General features: G+C 65.8%; 10 protein-coding genes. 7 read left to right on the forward strand and 3 right to left on the reverse strand.

Annotation, left to right across the window (positions count from 1 at the left end; genetic code table 11):
* Positions 1–29: 29 nt before the first annotated feature.
* Entirely contained in the window at positions 30–854 is an 825-nt protein-coding gene (dapD, locus tag CAP37_RS07695; RefSeq protein ID WP_086123635.1) for a 2,3,4,5-tetrahydropyridine-2,6-dicarboxylate N-succinyltransferase, read from the reverse strand.
* 38 nt (positions 855–892) lie between these two features.
* Positions 893–2,116, reverse strand: a complete 1,224-nt coding sequence (gene dapC, locus CAP37_RS07700) for a succinyldiaminopimelate transaminase (protein ID WP_086123636.1) — start codon at positions 2,114–2,116, stop codon at positions 893–895.
* 117 nt (positions 2,117–2,233) lie between these two features.
* Here dapC and smc point away from each other — a divergent pair, with 117 nt between their 5' ends.
* From smc to CAP37_RS07735, 7 genes are all read left to right on the forward strand, one after another.
* On the forward strand, positions 2,234–5,752 hold the full coding sequence (gene smc / locus CAP37_RS07705; protein ID WP_086123637.1) for a chromosome segregation protein SMC: 3,519 nt from the start codon (positions 2,234–2,236) through the stop codon (positions 5,750–5,752).
* 30 nt (positions 5,753–5,782) lie between these two features.
* Entirely contained in the window at positions 5,783–6,916 is a 1,134-nt protein-coding gene (locus tag CAP37_RS07710; protein ID WP_086123638.1) for a cell division protein ZipA C-terminal FtsZ-binding domain-containing protein, read from the forward strand.
* Positions 6,916–8,997, forward strand: a complete 2,082-nt coding sequence (gene ligA / locus CAP37_RS07715) for an NAD-dependent DNA ligase LigA (protein WP_086123639.1) — start codon at positions 6,916–6,918, stop codon at positions 8,995–8,997. The genes CAP37_RS07710 and ligA overlap by 1 nt, the downstream gene beginning before the upstream one ends.
* Positions 8,994–9,533, forward strand: coding sequence for a peptide deformylase (gene def / locus CAP37_RS07720; protein WP_086123640.1), 540 nt, complete (start codon positions 8,994–8,996; stop codon positions 9,531–9,533). Before ligA ends, def begins: the two co-directional genes overlap by 4 nt.
* A 110-nt stretch (positions 9,534–9,643) precedes the next feature.
* On the forward strand, positions 9,644–11,074 hold the full coding sequence (locus CAP37_RS07725; RefSeq protein WP_086123641.1) for an efflux transporter outer membrane subunit: 1,431 nt from the start codon (positions 9,644–9,646) through the stop codon (positions 11,072–11,074).
* Entirely contained in the window at positions 11,071–12,198 is a 1,128-nt protein-coding gene (locus tag CAP37_RS07730) for an efflux RND transporter periplasmic adaptor subunit (RefSeq protein ID WP_086123642.1), read from the forward strand. The genes CAP37_RS07725 and CAP37_RS07730 overlap by 4 nt, the downstream gene beginning before the upstream one ends.
* A 10-nt stretch (positions 12,199–12,208) precedes the next feature.
* Entirely contained in the window at positions 12,209–15,364 is a 3,156-nt protein-coding gene (locus CAP37_RS07735) for an efflux RND transporter permease subunit (protein ID WP_086123643.1), read from the forward strand.
* Positions 15,365–15,433: 69 nt separating this feature from the next.
* Here the strand turns inward: CAP37_RS07735 and CAP37_RS07740 are convergent, their stop codons facing one another.
* A complete protein-coding gene (locus CAP37_RS07740; RefSeq protein WP_086124876.1) occupies positions 15,434–18,139 on the reverse strand; it encodes a [protein-PII] uridylyltransferase in 2,706 nt (901 codons plus the stop codon).
* Positions 18,140–18,154 lie beyond the last annotated feature (15 nt).

Genomic DNA, 18,154 nt, shown 5'->3' on the forward strand with positions numbered 1-18,154 from the left:
GGATTCAAGTTGCCGCGAAGACCTTGGCCTCAATCGCGGAGCAGGTCGTTCAAGCTGGTTTTGGAACGAGTCTGCGCGTCCACCCGCTTGACGATGATGGCTGCGTACAGGCTGTACTTGCCGCCGTCCTTGGGCAGGCTGCCGCTGATCACCACCGAGCCGGAAGGCACGCGGCCGTAGCTCACTTCACCCGTGGCGCGGTCGTAAATGGGGGTGCTCTGGCCGATGTAGACGCCCATGGAAATCACGGAGTTCTCCTCGACCACCACGCCCTCGACCACTTCGGAGCGTGCGCCGATGAAACAGTTGTCTTCAATGATGGTGGGGCCTGCCTGCAGGGGTTCCAGCACACCGCCAATACCCACCCCACCGGAGAGGTGCACGTTCTTGCCGATCTGGGCGCACGAGCCCACGGTGGCCCAGGTGTCGACCATGGAGTTTTCATCCACATAGGCGCCGATGTTGACGTAGCTGGGCATGAGGATGGCGCCCTTGGCGATGTAGCTGCCACGGCGCGCGACGGCCGGCGGCACCACGCGCACACCGGTGGCCTTCATTTCCGCTTCGCTCAGGTGGGCGAACTTGGTCTTGACCTTGTCGAAGAACGCCAGGTCGCCGCTGCGCATCACTTCGTTGTCCTTCAGGCGGAACGACAGCAGCACTGCCTTCTTGATCCACTGGTGCACCGTCCACTGGCCAACGCCCTGGCGGGTCGCCACGCGCAGGCGGCCCTTGTTGAGTTCCGAAATCACATGCTCGACGGCTTCCTGCACTTCCTTGGGGGCGGAAGCGGGGGAAAGGTCGGCGCGGTTGTCCCAGGCGTTGTCGATGAGGGTTTGCAGTTGTTGGGTCATGGAACTCAAGACAGAAGTGAACAAGGGGAGCGCGCGCTTCAGGTGCGGCGCGAAACAAACTCGACGATTCGGGTGGCGGCTTCGAAACACTCTGCGGGCTCGGCCACCAGCGCCATGCGAATCCGGCCGGTACCCGGGTTGACGCCGCCGGTCTCGCGGGCCAGGTAGCTGCCGGGCAAGACCGTCACATTGTATTGAGCCAGCAGATCGCGGGCGAAGGCTTCATCGGCGCTCAAGCCCGGGCTGGCCTGGGCGAAGGCGGCGGGCACGCCGGCCCACAGATAGAACGCGGCGTCGGGCAGCGCGACATCGAGCACATTCGCCAGCAAGGGCGTGACCTGGGCGAACTTTTCGCGGTACTGGCGCCGGTTGTCCACCACGTGGGCTTCGTCGTTCCAGGCGGCGATGCTGGCTGCCTGCACTGCCGGGCTCATGGCGCCACCGTGGTAGGTGCGGTAGAGCAGGAAAGCCTTGATGAGCGCCGCGTCGCCGGCCACGAACCCGCTGCGCAAACCTGGCACGTTGCTGCGTTTCGAAAGGCTCGTGAAGCTCATGAGCCGCGGGAAGCCCGTGCGGCCGAGTCGCTGGGCAGCTTCCAGACCACCCAGCGGGGGTTCGTCGCGGAAGTAAATCTCGCTGTAGCACTCGTCCGAAGCGATCACGAAACCGTGGCGATCGCTCAACTCGAAAATGCGCCGCCATTCCTCCAGCGGCATCACCGCACCGGTGGGGTTGCCCGGCGAGCACACATACAGCAACTGCGTGCGCGCCCACACGGCCTCCGGCACGCTGTCCCAATCGGTGGCGAAATTTCGAGCCGGGTCGCTGGCCACGTAGTGCGGCTCGGCGCCACCCAGGAAAGCCGCGCCTTCGTAGATTTGATAGAACGGATTGGGCATCACCACGGTGGCGCCCTCGCGCGTGGGGTCGAGCACCGTCTGGGCGAAGGCAAACAGGGCCTCGCGCGATCCATTGATCGGCAGCACCTGGGTGGCTGGGTCGAGTGCGATGCCGTAGCGCCGCTGCACCCAGCCAGCGCAAGCCTGGCGCATGCCCGGCTCACCCGCGGTCGCGGGGTAGCCGGTCAGGCTGGTGCCGAGCGAATCGGCCAGCGCCTGCTTAAGAAAATCAGGCGTGGCATGGCGGGGTTCACCGATGCCGAGGCTGATGGGGCGCAAGGCCGGGTTGGGGGTGACGTCGGCAAAAAGCCGTCGCAGCCGCTCGAAGGGGTAGGGCTGCAGGCGGGCGAGCAAAGGATTCATGGCTGGGGATTATCGGGGCTGCCGCCCACGGTATCATCGACCACCGCCGCGCAACCGCCGTGGCGGAAAAAATGCCTTTGAATTCAATCACTTGGCTTTGCCACGGGGCCTTCCAGCGTGCGTCTCAACTCGATCAAGCTCTCCGGCTTCAAGTCCTTCGCCGAACCGACCAACTTCATGCTGCCGGGGCAACTGGTGGGTGTGGTCGGCCCGAACGGCTGCGGCAAGTCCAACATCATGGACGCGGTGCGCTGGGTGCTGGGCGAGTCCAAGGCCTCGGAACTGCGCGGCGAGTCCATGCAGGACGTGATCTTCAACGGCACCAACACGCGCAAGCCCGCCAGCCGGTCCAGCGTGGAACTGGTGTTCGACAACAGCGACCACCGCGCCGGAGGACAGTGGGGCCAGTTCGGTGAAATCGCGGTCAAGCGCGTGCTCACGCGCGACGGCACCAGCAGCTACTACATCAACAACCAGCCGGTGCGCCGCCGCGACGTGCAGGACGTGTTTTTGGGCACCGGCCTCGGCCCTCGCGCCTACGCCATCATTGGCCAGGGCACCATCAGCCGCATCATCGAGAGCAAGCCCGAAGAGCTGCGCCTGTTCCTCGAAGAAGCGGCTGGCGTTTCCAAGTACAAGGAGCGCCGCCGCGAAACCGCACACCGTCTGGCGGACACGCGCGAGAACCTCACGCGAGTGGAAGACATCCTGCGCGAGCTCAATGCCAACCTCGACAAGCTGGAGAAGCAGGCCGAGGTGGCCGAGCGCTACAACGCCCTGCAGGCCAGCGCCTCGCTCAAGCAGCACCAGCTCTGGTTCTTGAAGCGCAGCGAAGCCGAGGCCGATCAGGTCAAGGTGAAGACCGATGCAGCCCAGGCGGTGAACGACCTGGAATCGCGCACCGCCGACCTGCGCCGCATCGAAGCCGATCTGGAAACCATTCGCCAGGCGCACTACGCGGCCGGCGACCAGGTCAACCAGGCACAGGGCAAGCTGTACGAGGCGAGTGCCGAGGTCGGCAAGCTGGAGGCCGAAATCCGCTTTGTGGTGGAAGGCCGTCAGCGTGTCGAGCAGAGGCTGCTGCAGTTGAAGGAACAGATGGGCTCCTGGGCCACGCGCAGTCAGGACGCAGCCGTGGAACTGGAGCAGATCGCCGAGTCGCTCGTGCAGGCCGAAGACCAGTCGGTGGTGCTGGCCGCGCAGGGTGAGGAGCAATCTGTCGCGCTGCCCACGCTTGAAGACAGCCTGCGCCAGGCGCAGGCTCGCGCCAATGAGCAGCGCACCAGCGTGACGCAGGTGCAGCAGCAGATTCAGGTGCTGGCCGCCGAGCAGCGCAATGTGGAAGAGCAGAGCCGCGCGCTCAACCAGCGCCGCGAACGCCTGCTGGCCGACCGCAACGCCCTGGCCGCGCCGGACGAAGCGCGCCTGCTGAACGCGCAGGCGCAACTGAACAGCGCGCAGGAAACCGCCGAAGTGGCCGACGCCGTGCTGCACGAGCTGCAGGACAGCGTGCCCCAGCTCGACGACGCGCGCCGTGCTGCGCAGCAAGCGGTGAACCAGGAGTCTGGTCGCCAGGCCGATCTGTCGGCGCGCATGGAAGCGCTCAAGGCGCTGCAGGACAAGGTCAAGACCGATGGCAAGCTCGCGCCCTGGCTGGCCAAACACGGGCTCGACGGTCTGCAAGGTTTGTGGAGTCGCATCCACATCGAGACGGGTTGGGAAAACGCGCTGGAGGCCGCGCTTCGCGAGCGCCTTGGTGCGCTCGAGGTGTCACGGCTGGACATGGTGCGCGCCTTCGGCAACGACGCGCCCCCCGCCAAGCTGGCCTTCTACAGCCCGCCCGCCGGTGCCACCGCCACAGCCAGCGCCGCCGGACTCAAGCCGCTTGCCGGCTGGTTGCGCCTGAACGACGCGACCCAACAATCCCTGCTGGCCGAATGGTTGCACGGCTGCCTGACGGCCGCCAGCCTGGAAGAAGCGCTGGCCCAGCGCGATCGCCTGCAACCGGGCGAGGTGATCTTCGTGGCCAGCGGGCACGCGGTCACCGCGCACAGCGTGAGCTTCTACGCACCCGACAGCGAGCAGGCCGGGCTGCTGGCGCGTGCCCAGGAAATCGAGAACATCGACAAGCAGCTCAAGGCCCAGGTGCTGATTGCCGAACAGGCGCGAGCCGCCCTGATCCGTGCCGAGGCCGCCTACACCGACGCTTCCCAGCGGCTGGTGAGTGCGCGACGAGAAGCCGCCGAATCGCGCGGCCGTGCGCACGAGTTGCAGGTGGAAACCTTGCGCCTGACCCAACTGGCCGAACAGACGCGCGCCCGCAGCGAGCAGATTGCCGGCGACCTCGCCGAAGTGGATGCCCAGCTCGAAGAGCTGCAGGAACGCCGCGTGACGGCCGAAGCGCGCTTTGAAGAGCTCGACATGCAGCTCGCCGACAGCCAGGAGCGCCACGCGCAACTTGACGACCATGTGATCAATGCCGAGCGCGCGCTGAATCAGGCGCGCGAACAGCAACGCGGGCTGGAGCGCAGCGCCCAGGAAGCCACCTTCGCGCTGCGCAGCCTGCAGGCGCGCCAGGGTGAGTTGCAGCGCGCCATGGAAACGGCCGCCACGCAGGAAAAGTCGCTGGCCGAAGAGCAGCAACGCGCCAGCGACGAAATGGGCCGGCTGAACGACGCCGCTGCACAGGCAGGCCTGCAAGATGCGCTGGCCATGAAGCTCGAACGCGAGCAGGCGCTCGGCGCCCTGCGCAGCCAGTACGACGACCTCACCGCCAAGCTGCGGGCCAGCGACGAGCGCCGCCTGCAACTGGAGCGAGAGCTTGAGCCGCTGCGCAACCGGATCACCGACTTCCAGCTCAAGGAGCAGGCCGCACGGCTGGGTGTGGAGCAATACAGCCAGCAGCTCGAAGAAGCACAGGCCGACCTGGCCGCCGTGGCGCAAAGCATCACCGAGGGCAATGTGCGTCTGGCGGGCCTCCAGGGCGAGATCGATCGCCTGCACCGTGAAATTCAGGCTCTGGGCGCGGTGAACCTTGCCGCGCTGGACGAGCTCACCGCCGCGCGCGAGCGCAAGACCTTCCTCGATGCGCAGACGGCCGACCTGGTGGAGGCCATGAACACGCTGGAAGACGCGATCAAGAAGATCGACAACGAAACGCGCGACCTGCTGGGCAGTACGTTTGAGACCGTCAACACGCACTTCGGCAAGATGTTCCCCGAGCTGTTCGGGGGTGGCAACGCGCGCCTGGTGATGACGGGCGAGGAAATTCTGGACGCCGGTGTGCAGGTGATGGCGCAGCCGCCAGGCAAGAAGAACCAGACCATCCACCTGCTCTCGGGCGGTGAAAAGGCGCTGACCGCCATTGCTCTGGTGTTCGCCATCTTCCAGCTCAACCCCGCGCCTTTCTGCCTGCTCGACGAGGTGGACGCGCCGCTGGACGATGCCAACACCGAGCGTTATGCCAAGCTCGTGAAGACCATGGCCAAGGAAACGCAGTTCCTTTTCATCAGCCACAACAAGATCGCCATGGAGATGGCCGAGCAACTGATCGGCGTGACCATGCAGGAGCAGGGCGTCTCGCGCATCGTGGCGGTGGACATGGAGTCTGCGGCCGGCATGCTCGAATCCACCTGATACCCCCACCCAGCGGAAACACACCACACCATGAGCACGCTGCAAATAGGCCTGGCCATCATCGGAGGACTCGTGTTGGCGGGCGTGGTGGCCTACAACGCCTGGGTAACAGGCAGAAGCGTGCCACGCACCGCACGCGAACGCGGCACACACGCCGCCGATGAAGCGGCAGGAGACGAAACTCTGCCGTATTCGCCCGCAGACCTTTCCGAAAACGAGATTCAGCGCATCGACCCGGTGCTGGGCGACATGCCTGGCGCGCCCGCGCCACCCGAGCCTGCGGTGGTGGCCGCCGCCATGGCGTCGGTGAGCGTGAATCCACTGATGGCGCAGCCCGAAAAGAAGCCCGGCCTGGACGCGCTGATCGACGTCATTGCACCCCTGCAGCTGGAGCACGAGGTGTCGGGCGACGCGGTGCTGGCGGCGTTGCCGGGCACGCGCCGCGTGGGCAGCAAGCCGTTTGCGGTGGAGGGCCTGTGCGAAGTCACTGGTGAATGGGAAACCCCTCGCCTTGGGCAGCGCTACCGAAGCCTGCAGGCCGGTGTGCAGCTGGCCAACCGCTCCGGGCCACTCAACGACATCGAGTTCTCCGAGTTCGTCGTCAAGGCCCAGGCCTTTGCCGATGCGGTGGGCGCTGCGCCCGATTTCCCGGACATGCGCGCTGAAGTGGCGCGAGCGCGCGAGCTCGACGCCTTTGCCAGCGGACACGACGCTCAGCTCGGTTTCACCTTGCGTGCCCGGCGCACGGCCTGGAGCCCAGGTTATGTGTCTCAGCACGCCTCACAACTGGGCTTCATTGCAGGTGCGCTGCCTGGGCGCATGGTGCTTCCCGGCAGCCAGAGCGGCCACGCCGCCATCCTGAGTCTGGCGTTCGATCCGCAGGCCGCCATGGCCGAAGACCCCGAGCAGACCGCGCTGCGCGAGATTGCCCTGTCGCTCGAAGTGACGCATGTGCCGCGCAGCGAACAACCCTTTGTGCGCATGCGACAGGCCGCCATGGCACTGGCCGAAGCCATGGACGGGGTGGTTACCGACGACGCGGGGCAGCCGCTCTCTACCGACACCATGGACCGCATTGGTGCCGATCTGGAAAGCCTGTACGACGCGCTCGACAGCCGCGATCTTTCCGCCGGCTCTGCCCAGGCCCGCAGACTTTTCTCCTGATGACAGCCGATCTTTTCGCCGAGCCGCCTTCGCCGGCTGCGCGAGCCACCGAGTTGCGCACAAAGCTGGACTACCACGCCCATCGTTACTACACGCTGGACGAGCCGGAGATTCCCGACGCCGAGTACGACCGGCTGTTCAAGGAGCTGCAGGCCATCGAGGCGGCACATCCCGAATTGCTCACGCCGGACTCCCCGACCCAGCGGGTGGGCAGTGCGATCTTGAAGGAACTCCTGCCCGTGCGCCACGCCGTACCGATGCTCAGCATCCGCACGGAAACCGATACCGAAGCCACCGGCGCGGTGGCTTTCGATGCGCGCGTTCGGCGCGAACTCAAGCTGAGCGATGCAGATGCGCCCGTGGACTATCTGGCCGAACTGAAGTTCGATGGTCTGGCCATGAGCCTGCGCTACGAGCAGGGCGTGCTGGTGCGCGCAGCCACGCGAGGCGACGGTGAAACCGGCGAGGACGTGACCCACAACGTGCGCACGATCCGGCAGATTCCCCTGCGGCTGCCTGATGGCGTGCCCGATGTGCTCGAGGTGCGCGGTGAGGTCTACATGCGGCGCGATCAGTTCGATGCGCTGAATGAGCGCCAGCGCCAGAAGATCGCTGGCGGCGCCAAGGGGGAGAAAACCTTTGTGAATCCGCGCAACGCAGCGGCTGGTGCCGTGCGCCAGCTCGACTCGAAAATCACCCGCGAGCGTCCCTTAAGTTTCTTCGCCTATTCCTGGGGCGAGGTGCAGGGCGACGCCGAGCCACCGGCCACGCAATACGACTGGCTGATGCGCCTGAAGGCATGGGGTTTCCCGGTGGCAGACCAGACCACGCGTTGCCGGGGCGCGGACGAACTCGTGGCGTTCCACCGACGCATCGGTGAATTGCGAGACACGCTGCCGTTCGACATCGACGGCGTGGTCTACAAGGTCGATTCGCTGGAGCAGCAAAAGCAGATGGGCTTCGTGACGCGCGAACCACGCTGGGCAGTGGCCCACAAGTACCCGGCACAGGAGCAGCTCACCACCGTGCAGGCCATCGACGTGCAGGTGGGACGCACCGGCAAGCTCACACCGGTGGCCAAGCTCGCGCCCGTGTTCGTGGGCGGCGTGACGGTGACCAACGCCACCTTGCACAACGAGCTGGAAGCGCGCCGCAAGGATGTGCGGGTGGGCGACACGGTGATCGTGCGCCGCGCAGGCGACGTGATTCCGGAAGTGGTCTCTGTGCTGGTCGACAAGAGAGTGGGTGAGCCACCACCGTTCACCATGCCCTCGAAGTGCCCCGTGTGCGGCAGCGACGCGGTGCGGGAAGAGGGCGAAGCCGACCACCGCTGCACCGGCGGCCTGTTCTGCGCCGCGCAGCGCAAGGAGGCCATCCTGCACTTTGCGCATCGCCGCGCGGTGGAAATTGAAGGCCTGGGTGACAAGCTGGTGGAGCAGCTGGTGGACAACGGCGTGGTCAAGACCCTGCCCGACCTGTACCGGCTCGGCCTCACTTCACTGCTGGCGCTGGAGCGCATGGCGGAGAAGTCGGCGCAGAACATTCTGACCGCGCTTGAAAAGTCGAAGCAGACCACGCTGCCTCGTTTCCTGTTTGGCCTGGGCATTCGCCACGTGGGCGAGGCCACGGCCAAAGAGCTGGCTCGCCACTTCGGTCAGCTCGACCGCATCATGGACGCGAGCGTGGAAGCCCTCTCGGAGGTGAGCGATGTGGGCCCGGTGGTGGCGCAGAGCATCCACACCTTCTTCGAGCAGCCGCACAACCGCGAGGTGGTGGAACAGCTGCGCGTGTGCGGCCTCACGTGGGAAGAGGGCGAGCCGGCAGAACGCGCACCGCAGCCTCTGGCGGGCAAGACCTTCGTGCTCACCGGCACGTTTCCCACCCTGAGCCGCGATCAGGCCAAGGACCTGCTGGAAGCCGCCGGCGCCAAGGTGGCCGGTTCGGTGAGCAAGAAAACCGATTACGTGGTCGCGGGTACCGAAGCCGGCAGCAAGCTGGACAAGGCGAAGACGCTGGGCGTGGCGGTGATCGACGAAGCCGAGATGCGCACCCTCCTGAACGCCTCATCCGACGTCCCATGACGATCCACACCATATTGAAGATGGGCGACCCGCGGCTGCTCCGCCAAGCCCAACCGGTGACCCGCTTCGACACGACCGAGCTGCATCAGCTCGTGAAAGACCTGCAGGACACCATGACCGCGGCCAACGGGGCTGGCCTGGCGGCGCCACAGATCGGGGTGGATCTGCAAGTGGTGCTCTTCGGCAGCGGGTTGCCAAATCCGCGTTACCCCACTGCGCCGGTTGTGCCGCGCACCGTGCTGATCAATCCGGTCATCACGCCGCTGGGTGACGAGGAAGAAGAAGACTGGGAGGGCTGCCTTTCGGTGCCGGGCATGCGCGGGGTGGTGCCGCGCTGGCGCCGCATTCGCTACCAGGGATTCGATGAAAGTGGTCAGACCATCGACCGAGAGGCCGAGGGTTTTCATGCTCGAGTGGTGCAACACGAATGCGACCATCTCTGGGGCAAGCTTTACCCCATGCGGGTGCGCGATTTCTCCCGATTCGGCTTCACCGAGGTGCTCTTCCCCGGGCTGGATGCGCTGGACGAGGATTGACCTTCCCCAGCTGGCGCCTTCGTTACAAAACGAAAGACGTTTGAAATATTCGGGGGCTGAAATCGAATAGAGTCGAGCCCGACCGAAAACGCAACAGGGAATTTCCTTTGATGAAGCGCAAGCTTGTCGTGCTTGCGGGTGTTGCCATCCTCAGCGCCTGCAGCCTCACCAAGCCCCCGGCCGACCCGGCCGTTCCGCTGCCCCCGTCCTGGTACGCACCGCCCCTGGCACACCAGGGCAGCGTCCAGCAACTGGACGCCTGGTGGAGCCGGTTCGACGACCCGGTGCTGGCTGACTGGATCGCCCGCGCACAGGCGCAGAGCCCGACCGTGGCTCAAGCGCGTGCGCAGGTTTTTGCTGCTCGTGCGGCGCGCCTGGGCGTGGACTCAGAGACGGGGCCGCAGGCTGCACTGGTGGCCAGCGCCAGCCGGGGCATCACCGACCCCACCATTCCCCTGGGCACGCAATTGAGCGCGGGCTTGCAAGCCTCGTGGGCCATCGGCCTGTGGGGCGAAACCGAAGCTCGCCGCAGCGGCGCACAGGCGCGGCAGGATGCGTCGGGCGCGGCCTGGCACGAGGCGCGCGTGCTCGTGGCCGCCGAATTGGCCGAGCTGTATTTCGCCCAGCGCCTGTGCCGCGAACAACTCGGGGTGGCCACGCGCGACCGCGACTCGCGCGCCGTATCGGCAGAGAACAACGCGGTGTCGGAGCGCGCCGGGCTGACGGCTCCCGCCGTGGCTGCGCTGGCCCGGGCGAGTGGCGCCGAGGGTGTGGCGCGTGAACGGGCTCAGGCCGAGATTTGCGAGCGGCAGATCAAGTCGCTCGTCTCACTCACGGCGGTGCCGGAACCCGAATTGCGCCAGCAACTGGCCAACGCACCTTCGCTGCCTGCCTTGCTGGCCTCCGAGCGCCTGGACGCCATGCTTTCGGTGAACGCCGTGCCCGCCGAGGTGCTGCGCCAGCGGCCCGATGTGTACCGGGCCCAGCGCGAACTGGTGGCTGCCAGCGAAGACGTGGGCGTCGCAGAGGCTGCGCTGTACCCCGGCCTTTCGCTCTCGGGCAGCCTGTTGCGCAACCGCATTTCCGGCGCCGGCACGCAGGCCACGTTCAACACCTGGTCCATCGGCCCCATAACGCTGAGCCTGCCGCTGCTGGGCCGCGAGGCGCTGCGCGCCAACACCGACAGCGCGCAAGCCCGCTACGAAGCCGCCGCTCTGGCCTACGCCGGCACGCTGCGCCAGGCGGTGGCCGAGGTCGAACAGTCGCTGGTGCTCATATCAAGCCTGCGCGAGCGACTGGCTTCCACCGACATCGCCGTTGCAGGCTACGGCCAGTCTTTCCAGGCCACGGAGGCGCGCCACCGCGTCGGCCTGGCCAGCCTCAACGAGCTGGAAGAAGCGCGCCGCCTGAAGCTGGCCGCCGACAGCAGCGCTGTGGCCCTGCAGCAGGAACGCATCAACGCCTGGATCCGCCTTTACGTCGCCCTGGGCGGCGGCTTCGACCCCGTGAACCCCACCAACGTCCTGAAGAACCCATCATGAACGCGACCCCTCCGCAAACGCGCCGGCGCACTCGCTGGATCTGGCTCGGCCTCGTGCTTGCCCTGGTATTGGTCGTGGTGTTCTGGGTGTTCCTCAAAAAGCCCGCCGACGCCAACGCGCCCGCTGCGGCTGAGGCCACAGAGCCCAAGCCTTCGCTCACCGTCACAGTGCAGAAGCCCACGCGCGCCAGCTTGCCAATCAGCCTGCAGGCCAACGGCGACATCAGCGCCTGGCAGGAAGCCAGTGTGGGCGCCGAGGTAAACGGGCTGCGGCTGGCATCGGTGAATGTGAACGTGGGTGATGTGGTGCGCAAGGGCCAGGTGCTGGCGGTGTTTGCCAGCGAAACCACCCGGGCCGACAGCCTGCAGAGCAAGGCCAGCGTGATGCAGGCCGAGGCGAGCTACGAGAACGCCAAGGCCGACGCCGACCGCGCACGCTCCATCCAGGACACCGGCGCGCTGTCGCGCTCGCAAGTGGCGCAATACCTCACGCAGGAGAAAGTGGCGCGGGCGCAATGGGAAGCCGCCAAGGCCGGCCTGGAGGCCAACGAGGTGCGCCTGGGCAACACCAAAGTGCTGGCGCCGGACGACGGCATCATCTCGTCCCGCGCTGCCACAGTGGGCTCGGTGGTGGCGCCCGGGCAGGAACTGTTTCGCCTGGTGCGGCAAGGGCGCATGGAGTGGCGCGCCGAGGTCACGCCGAGCGAAGTCGGGCGCATCCGTGTGGGCCAGAAGGCGCAGGTCACGGCGGCCACCGGTCTGGAAATCAGCGGGCAGGTGAGGGCGATCGCACCGAGCGCCAACGCTCAGACACGCAACATCCTCGTGTTCGTGGACCTGCCCAAGCACAACGACCTCAAGTCCGGCACCTTTGCCAAGGGGCGTTTTGATCTCGGCCAGAGCGATGCACTCACCGTGCCCAGCGAATCGGTGGTGGTGCGCGATGGCAACAACTACGTGTTTGTGATCGACGACAAGAACAAGGCCAGCCAGCGCAAGGTGCAGACCGGGCGCCGGGTCGGCGAACGCGTCGAGGTGCTCGAAGGATTGAAGGCCGAGGAATCGGTGGCGGTGCAGGGTGCAGGTTTCCTGAACGAAGCCGATCTGGTCAAAGTGGTTCAGTGAGAGCGCGGACATGAACGTATCAGCCTGGTCCATCAAGAATCCGATTCCGGCGGCGATGCTGTTCGTCATGCTCACGCTCGCGGGGCTGTTCTCCTTCAAGCAGATGAAGGTGCAGAACTTCCCCGACCTCGACGTGCCCAACATCACCGTGCTGGCCACGCTGCCGGGCGCTTCGCCCAACCAGCTCGAAAACGATGTGGCCCGCATCATCGAGAACAGCCTGGCTTCGCTGCAGGGCTTGAAGCACATTTTCACCAAGGTGCAGGACGGCTCGGTGTCCATCACCGCCGAGTTCCGCATCGAGAAGAACACGCAGGAAGCGTTGGACGACGTGCGCTCGGCGGTGGCGAAGGTGCGCGGCGATCTGCCGTCGGACCTGCGCGAACCCATCGTCAACAAGATCGAACTGGCCGGTGGCGCCGTGCTGGCCTACACGGTGGCTTCGGACAAGATGGACGCGGAAGCGGCTTCATGGTTCGTGGAGAACGACGTTGCCAAACTGCTGCTCTCGGTGCCCGGCGTGGGCGCAGTGAACCGCGTGGGCGGGGTGGACCGCGAGGTTCAGGTGCTGCTGGATCCGCTCAAACTTCAGGCGCTGGGGGCCTCCGCCACCGACATCTCGCGTCAGCTGGCCAAGGTGCAGATCGAGAGTGCAGGCGGGCGTGCGGATCTCGGTGGCAGCCAGCAGCCCATGCGCACGCTGTCGTCGCTGCGCACGGCCGAAGAGCTGTCTCGACTCGAACTCTCGCTGACGGATGGCCGTCGCATCCGGCTGGATCAGATTGCCGAGGTGAAAGACACCGTGGCCGAACCGACCGCCGCCGCCTTTCTCGATGGCAAGCCAGTGGTGGGCTTTGAAGTGGCGCGCAGCCGTGGCGCCAGCGAGATCGAAGTGGGCAATGGCGTGCGCGCCAAGCTCAAGACGCTGCAGGAGCAACGGCCTGATCTGCGCATCACCGAATCGTTCGATTTCGTGACGCCGGTGGCCGAAGAGTTCGATGGCTCCATGAAACTGCTGTATGAGGGCGCCATTCTGGCGGTGCTGGTGGTGTGGCTGTTCCTGAGAGATTTCCGCGCCACCGTGGTCTCTGCCGTGGCGCTGCCACTCTCAGCCATTCCCGCCTTCATCGGCATGTACTACATGGGCTTCACCATCAACGTCGTTACGTTGCTGGCCATGTCGCTGGTGATCGGCATCCTGGTGGACGATGCCATCGTGGAGGTGGAGAACATCGTGCGCCACATGCGCATGGGCAAAACTCCCTATCAGGCGTCCATGGAAGCCGCCGACGAGATCGGGCTGGCCGTGATCGCCACCACCTTCACGCTGATCGCCGTGTTTCTGCCCACCGCGTTCATGTCGGGCATTCCGGGCAAGTTCTTCAAGCAGTTCGGTTGGACGGCGTCGTTCGCGGTGTTTGCTTCGCTGGTGGTAGCGCGCGCGCTCACGCCCATGATGGCGGCCTACCTGCTCAAGCCGGTGGTAATGGCCAAGGACATGCCGCGCTGGGCGCGCAGCAACCGCGTCACCGGTGCGATCTGGCGCTGGATGACCAACCAGGATGAACCGGCCTGGCTCAACACCTACCAGGGCTGGGCGGCGTGGTGCATTCGCCACCGCTGGGTCACCATGGTCGGCGCGGGTGCGTTCTTCGTGGGTTCAATCATGTTGATCCCGCTGTTGCCCCAAGGCTTCATTCCGCCGGACGACAACTCGCAGACGCAGGTTTATCTGGAGCTTCCGCCGGGCGCCACGTTGCAGCAAACCATCCGCACCGCCGAGCGCGCGCGCGAGCTGGTCACCGCCGTGCCGCACGTCAAATCGGTCTACACCACCATCGGCTCCGGATCGGCCGGCAGCGATCCGTTTGCGCCACAAGGCACAGCCGAATCTCGCAAGGCTGCGCTCACCATCCAGCTCGATGCGCGCGGTGCGCGGCCACGCAAGCAGGTGATCGAAAACCAACTGCGCGAGGCTATGTCCAACCTGCCTGGCGTGCGCAGCAAAGTCGGTCTGGGCGGCTCAGGCGAGAAATACATCCTCACGCTCACAGGCAATGACGCGGCGGCCATGCAGACCGCCGCCACCGCGATCGAACGCGACCTGCGCACCATCCAGGGCGTCGGCAGCATCCAGTCGACCGCGGCGCTGGTGCGCACCGAGATCAGCGTCACGCCCGACCTGGCGCGTGCCGCCGAAATGGGCGTGACCAGCAGCGCCATCGCCGAGACGCTGCGCATCGCCACCGTGGGCGACTACGACAACGCCTTGCCCAAGATGAACCTGCCCGAGCGGCAGATCCCCATCGTGGTCAAGCTCGACATCGGCGCCCGCCAGGATCTCGACTTGCTCTCGCGCCTGCCGGTACCAGGGAGCAAGGGGCCGGTGATGCTGGGGCAGGTGGCCACGTTGAGCTTCGGCGGTGGCCCGGCGGTGATCGACCGCTACGACCGCTCGCGCAACATCAACTTCGAGGTGGAGCTGGCCGGCATTGCGCTGGGCGACATGAAAATGGCAGTGGAAAAACTGCCGAGCCTGCGCAACCTGCCGGCAGGCGTGAACGTGATCGAGATCGGCGATGCAGAGGTACAGGGCGAACTGTTTGCCAGCTTCGGCCTGGCCATGCTCACGGGCGTGCTCTGCATCTACATCGTGCTGGTGCTGCTGTTCAAGGCGTTCCTGCATCCGTTCACGATTCTTGCGGCGTTGCCCCTGTCCCTGGGCGGCGCCTTCGTGGCGCTGTTGCTCACCAACAAGAGCTTCTCCATGCCGTCGCTCATCGGCCTGATCATGCTGATGGGTGTGGCAACGAAGAACTCGATTCTGCTGGTCGAATACGCCATAGAAGCGCGTCGCGAGCACGGCATGAGCCGACTGGACGCGATTCTGGACGCCTGCCACAAGCGCGCCCGCCCGATCGTGATGACCACCATCGCCATGGGTGCCGGCATGCTGCCGATCGCGATTGGCTGGGGCGCGGCAGACAGCAGTTTCCGTTCGCCGATGGCAGTGGCAGTGATCGGTGGGTTGATCACGTCCACGTTCCTGAGCCTGCTGGTGATCCCTGCGGTGTTCACGTTGGTGGACGATGTGGGGAACTGGTTTGCGGGGTTGTTTCGGCGCAAAGCTGAAACTTCGCAGCCTGCGGAGACCGTGCGCGTATAGGGGTTGGCGGGCGATGACGAATGCGCGGAGCTGAGCGAACTGTCCTGCCGATCTCGCCAACCAAGCCGCTCAGCCTTCCAGCGTCTCCAGCAACTCCGTCTCGATCTCGATCTGCCGCTTGTTCATCTGCAACTGCGCACCGCTGATGAGAAACGTGTCTTCCACGCGTTCCCCGAGGGTCGTGATCTTGGCAAGTTGCACGCTGATGTCGTTGCGCGCCAGCACGCGCGTGATGCCGTAGAGAAGACCCGCGCGGTCGCTGGCAGACACCGACAACAACCAGCGTTGCGCTTTCTCGTCTGGCCGCAAATCCACGCGCGGCGTGACCGGAAAACTCTTGACCCGGCGCGAGAGACGGCCCTTGGTCGGCGTGGGCAACGGGCCGCGCTCATCGATGGTCTGGGCCAGGTTGTTTTCCACCATGGCGATCAACTCGCGGTAGTGCTCTGAAAGTGAGGGCGCCACCACCTGGAACGTGTCCAGCGCATGGCCATCGCGCGTGGTGTGCACGCGGGCATCCAGGATGCTGAAGTGCGAGCTGTCGAAGTAACCGCAGATGCGCGCGAACAGGTCGTGTTGATCGGGGGCGTACACCAGCACCTGCAGACCCTCCCCCTCGGGCGAAAGGCGGGCGCGCACGATGCATTTGTCGAAGGTCACCGCCGCACCTTCGACCGGCACTGGCGCCGGATGCTTCACCAGGTGTGCAGCACTCTGGGCAATCTGGCGCGTGAGCACGCGTGTGTGCCACGCAATCTCGTCGGCCTGGTGGCGCATGAAGTAGCTCACGTCCAGCGTGTCCCACAACGCCTTGTGCGCCTGGTGGGGCAGGGCGTGCAGCGCGAGCATCGACAACGCCTCGCGCTTTCGGCCTTCGATCACGGCGCCTGGATCGGGAGCGCGGCCGCCCAGCGCGCGCAGCGTGTAGCGGTACAGGTCTTCCAGCAGCTTGCCCTTCCAGGCGTTCCACACTTTCGGGCTGGTGCCACGGATATCGGCCACGGTGAGGAGGTAGAGCGCAGTGAGGTAGCGCTCGTTGCCCACGCGTTTGGCGAAGGCCGCAATCACGTCCGGATCACTCAGGTCTTCCTTCTGCGCCATGCGGCTCATGGTCAGGTGTTCGGCCACCAGGAACTCGATGAGCTTGCAGTCTTCGCGGGCAATGCTGTGCTGGCGGCAGAACGTGCGCACATCGCGTGCGCCGAGTTCGGAGTGGTCGCCGCCGCGGCCCTTGGCGATGTCGTGAAAAATGGCGGCGATGTAGAAAATCCACGGCTTGTCCCAGCCGGCGGCGAGCTGCGAGCAGAACGGGTATTCGTGCGAGTGTTCGGCGATGAAGAAGCGGCGCACGTTGCGCAGCACCATCAGGATGTGCTGGTCCACGGTGTAGACGTGGAACAGGTCGTGCTGCATCTGCCCCACGATGTGGCGGAACACCCAGAGGTAGCGTCCGAGCACCGAGGTCTGGTTCATCAGCCGGATGGCGTGCGTGATGCCCTCGGGCTCCTGCAGGATTTTCAGAAACACCGTGCGGTTGACCGGGTCGGCACGAAAGCGGGCGTTCATCACCGGGCGGGCGTTGTACAGCGCACGCAGGGTGCGGGCCGACAAACCCTTGATGCCCACGGTGGTCTGGTAGAGGTGAAAAGTCTCCAGGATGGCGTGCGGCTGCTGCACATACAGGTTGTCGCTAGCCACTTCCAGCGTGCCGCCTTTGTCAAAGAAGCGCTCGTTGAGCGGACGCAGCCGGTCCACGCCGGCCACATCGCTGCGCAGCCGCTCCTGAATGTTGAGCAGCAAGATCTGGTTGAGCTGCGTCACGGCCTTGGCGGCCCAGTAGTAGCGCTTCATTAGCGCTTCGCTGGCCCGGCGCGTGCCGCGTGCCGTGGGCGCCACGTGGGGCACGCCAGGTTGCCCCGGGGTGATGACGGCGGGCACCTGCGCCTTGAAGCCGAACGATTCGGCCACCGCGGTCTGCAGGTCGAACACCAGCCGGTCCTCGCGCCGGTTGGCCAGCAGGTGCAGACGTGCGCGAATCAGGCTCAGTAAGGCTTCGTTGGCCTTGATCTGCCGGGCTTCCAGCGGCGTGGCCAGGCCCTTGCGCGCCAGCTCGTCCCAGCTCCGGCCAAGACCCGCCGCCTTGGAAACCCACAGGATGATCTGCAGGTCGCGCAGGCCACCGGGCGACTCCTTGCAGTTGGGTTCCAGCGAATACGGCGTGTTCTCGAACTTGGTGTGGCGCTGGCGCATTTCCAGCGTTTTGGCCACAAAGAAGGCCTTGGGGTCCATGGCTTCGCCGAGATCGCTCACCAGCTTCGCAAAGGCGTTCTTGCTGCCCGCGATCAGCCGGCATTCAAGCAGCGAGGTTTGCACCGTCACGTCCTTGGACGCCTCGAACACGCAGTCGCCGATGGTGCGCACGCTGGAACCAATCTCCAGGCCGAGATCCCAGCAGGCGCCGATGAAAGCTTCCAGGCGGGCCTTCAGCGTGGTGTCTGTGTCGGGCTGGCTGCCATCGGGCAGCAACACCAGCACGTCGACGTCGGAGAAGGGGAACAGCTCGCCGCGGCCATAGCCGCCCACGGCCACGAGCGAAAACCCCGGCCCGAAACCGGCGAGCGCCCAGAGCTCACGCAGGGTCTGGTCGGTCAGGCGGGAGAGTTCCTGCAGGGCCTTGCGCACGCCTCGGGTCGACGACCCCTGAACGCCGAGTCGGGCCAGCAGCGCTGCCTTGTTGCTGCGGTATTCGAGCCGCAGCGTGCCCAGATCGCCCATGCCCGAGGGCGCGGC

Origin of the sequence: Hydrogenophaga sp. IBVHS1, from assembly GCF_002127265.1 — a bacterium.
In the GTDB taxonomy this organism is placed as follows: domain Bacteria; phylum Pseudomonadota; class Gammaproteobacteria; order Burkholderiales; family Burkholderiaceae_C; genus Hydrogenophaga.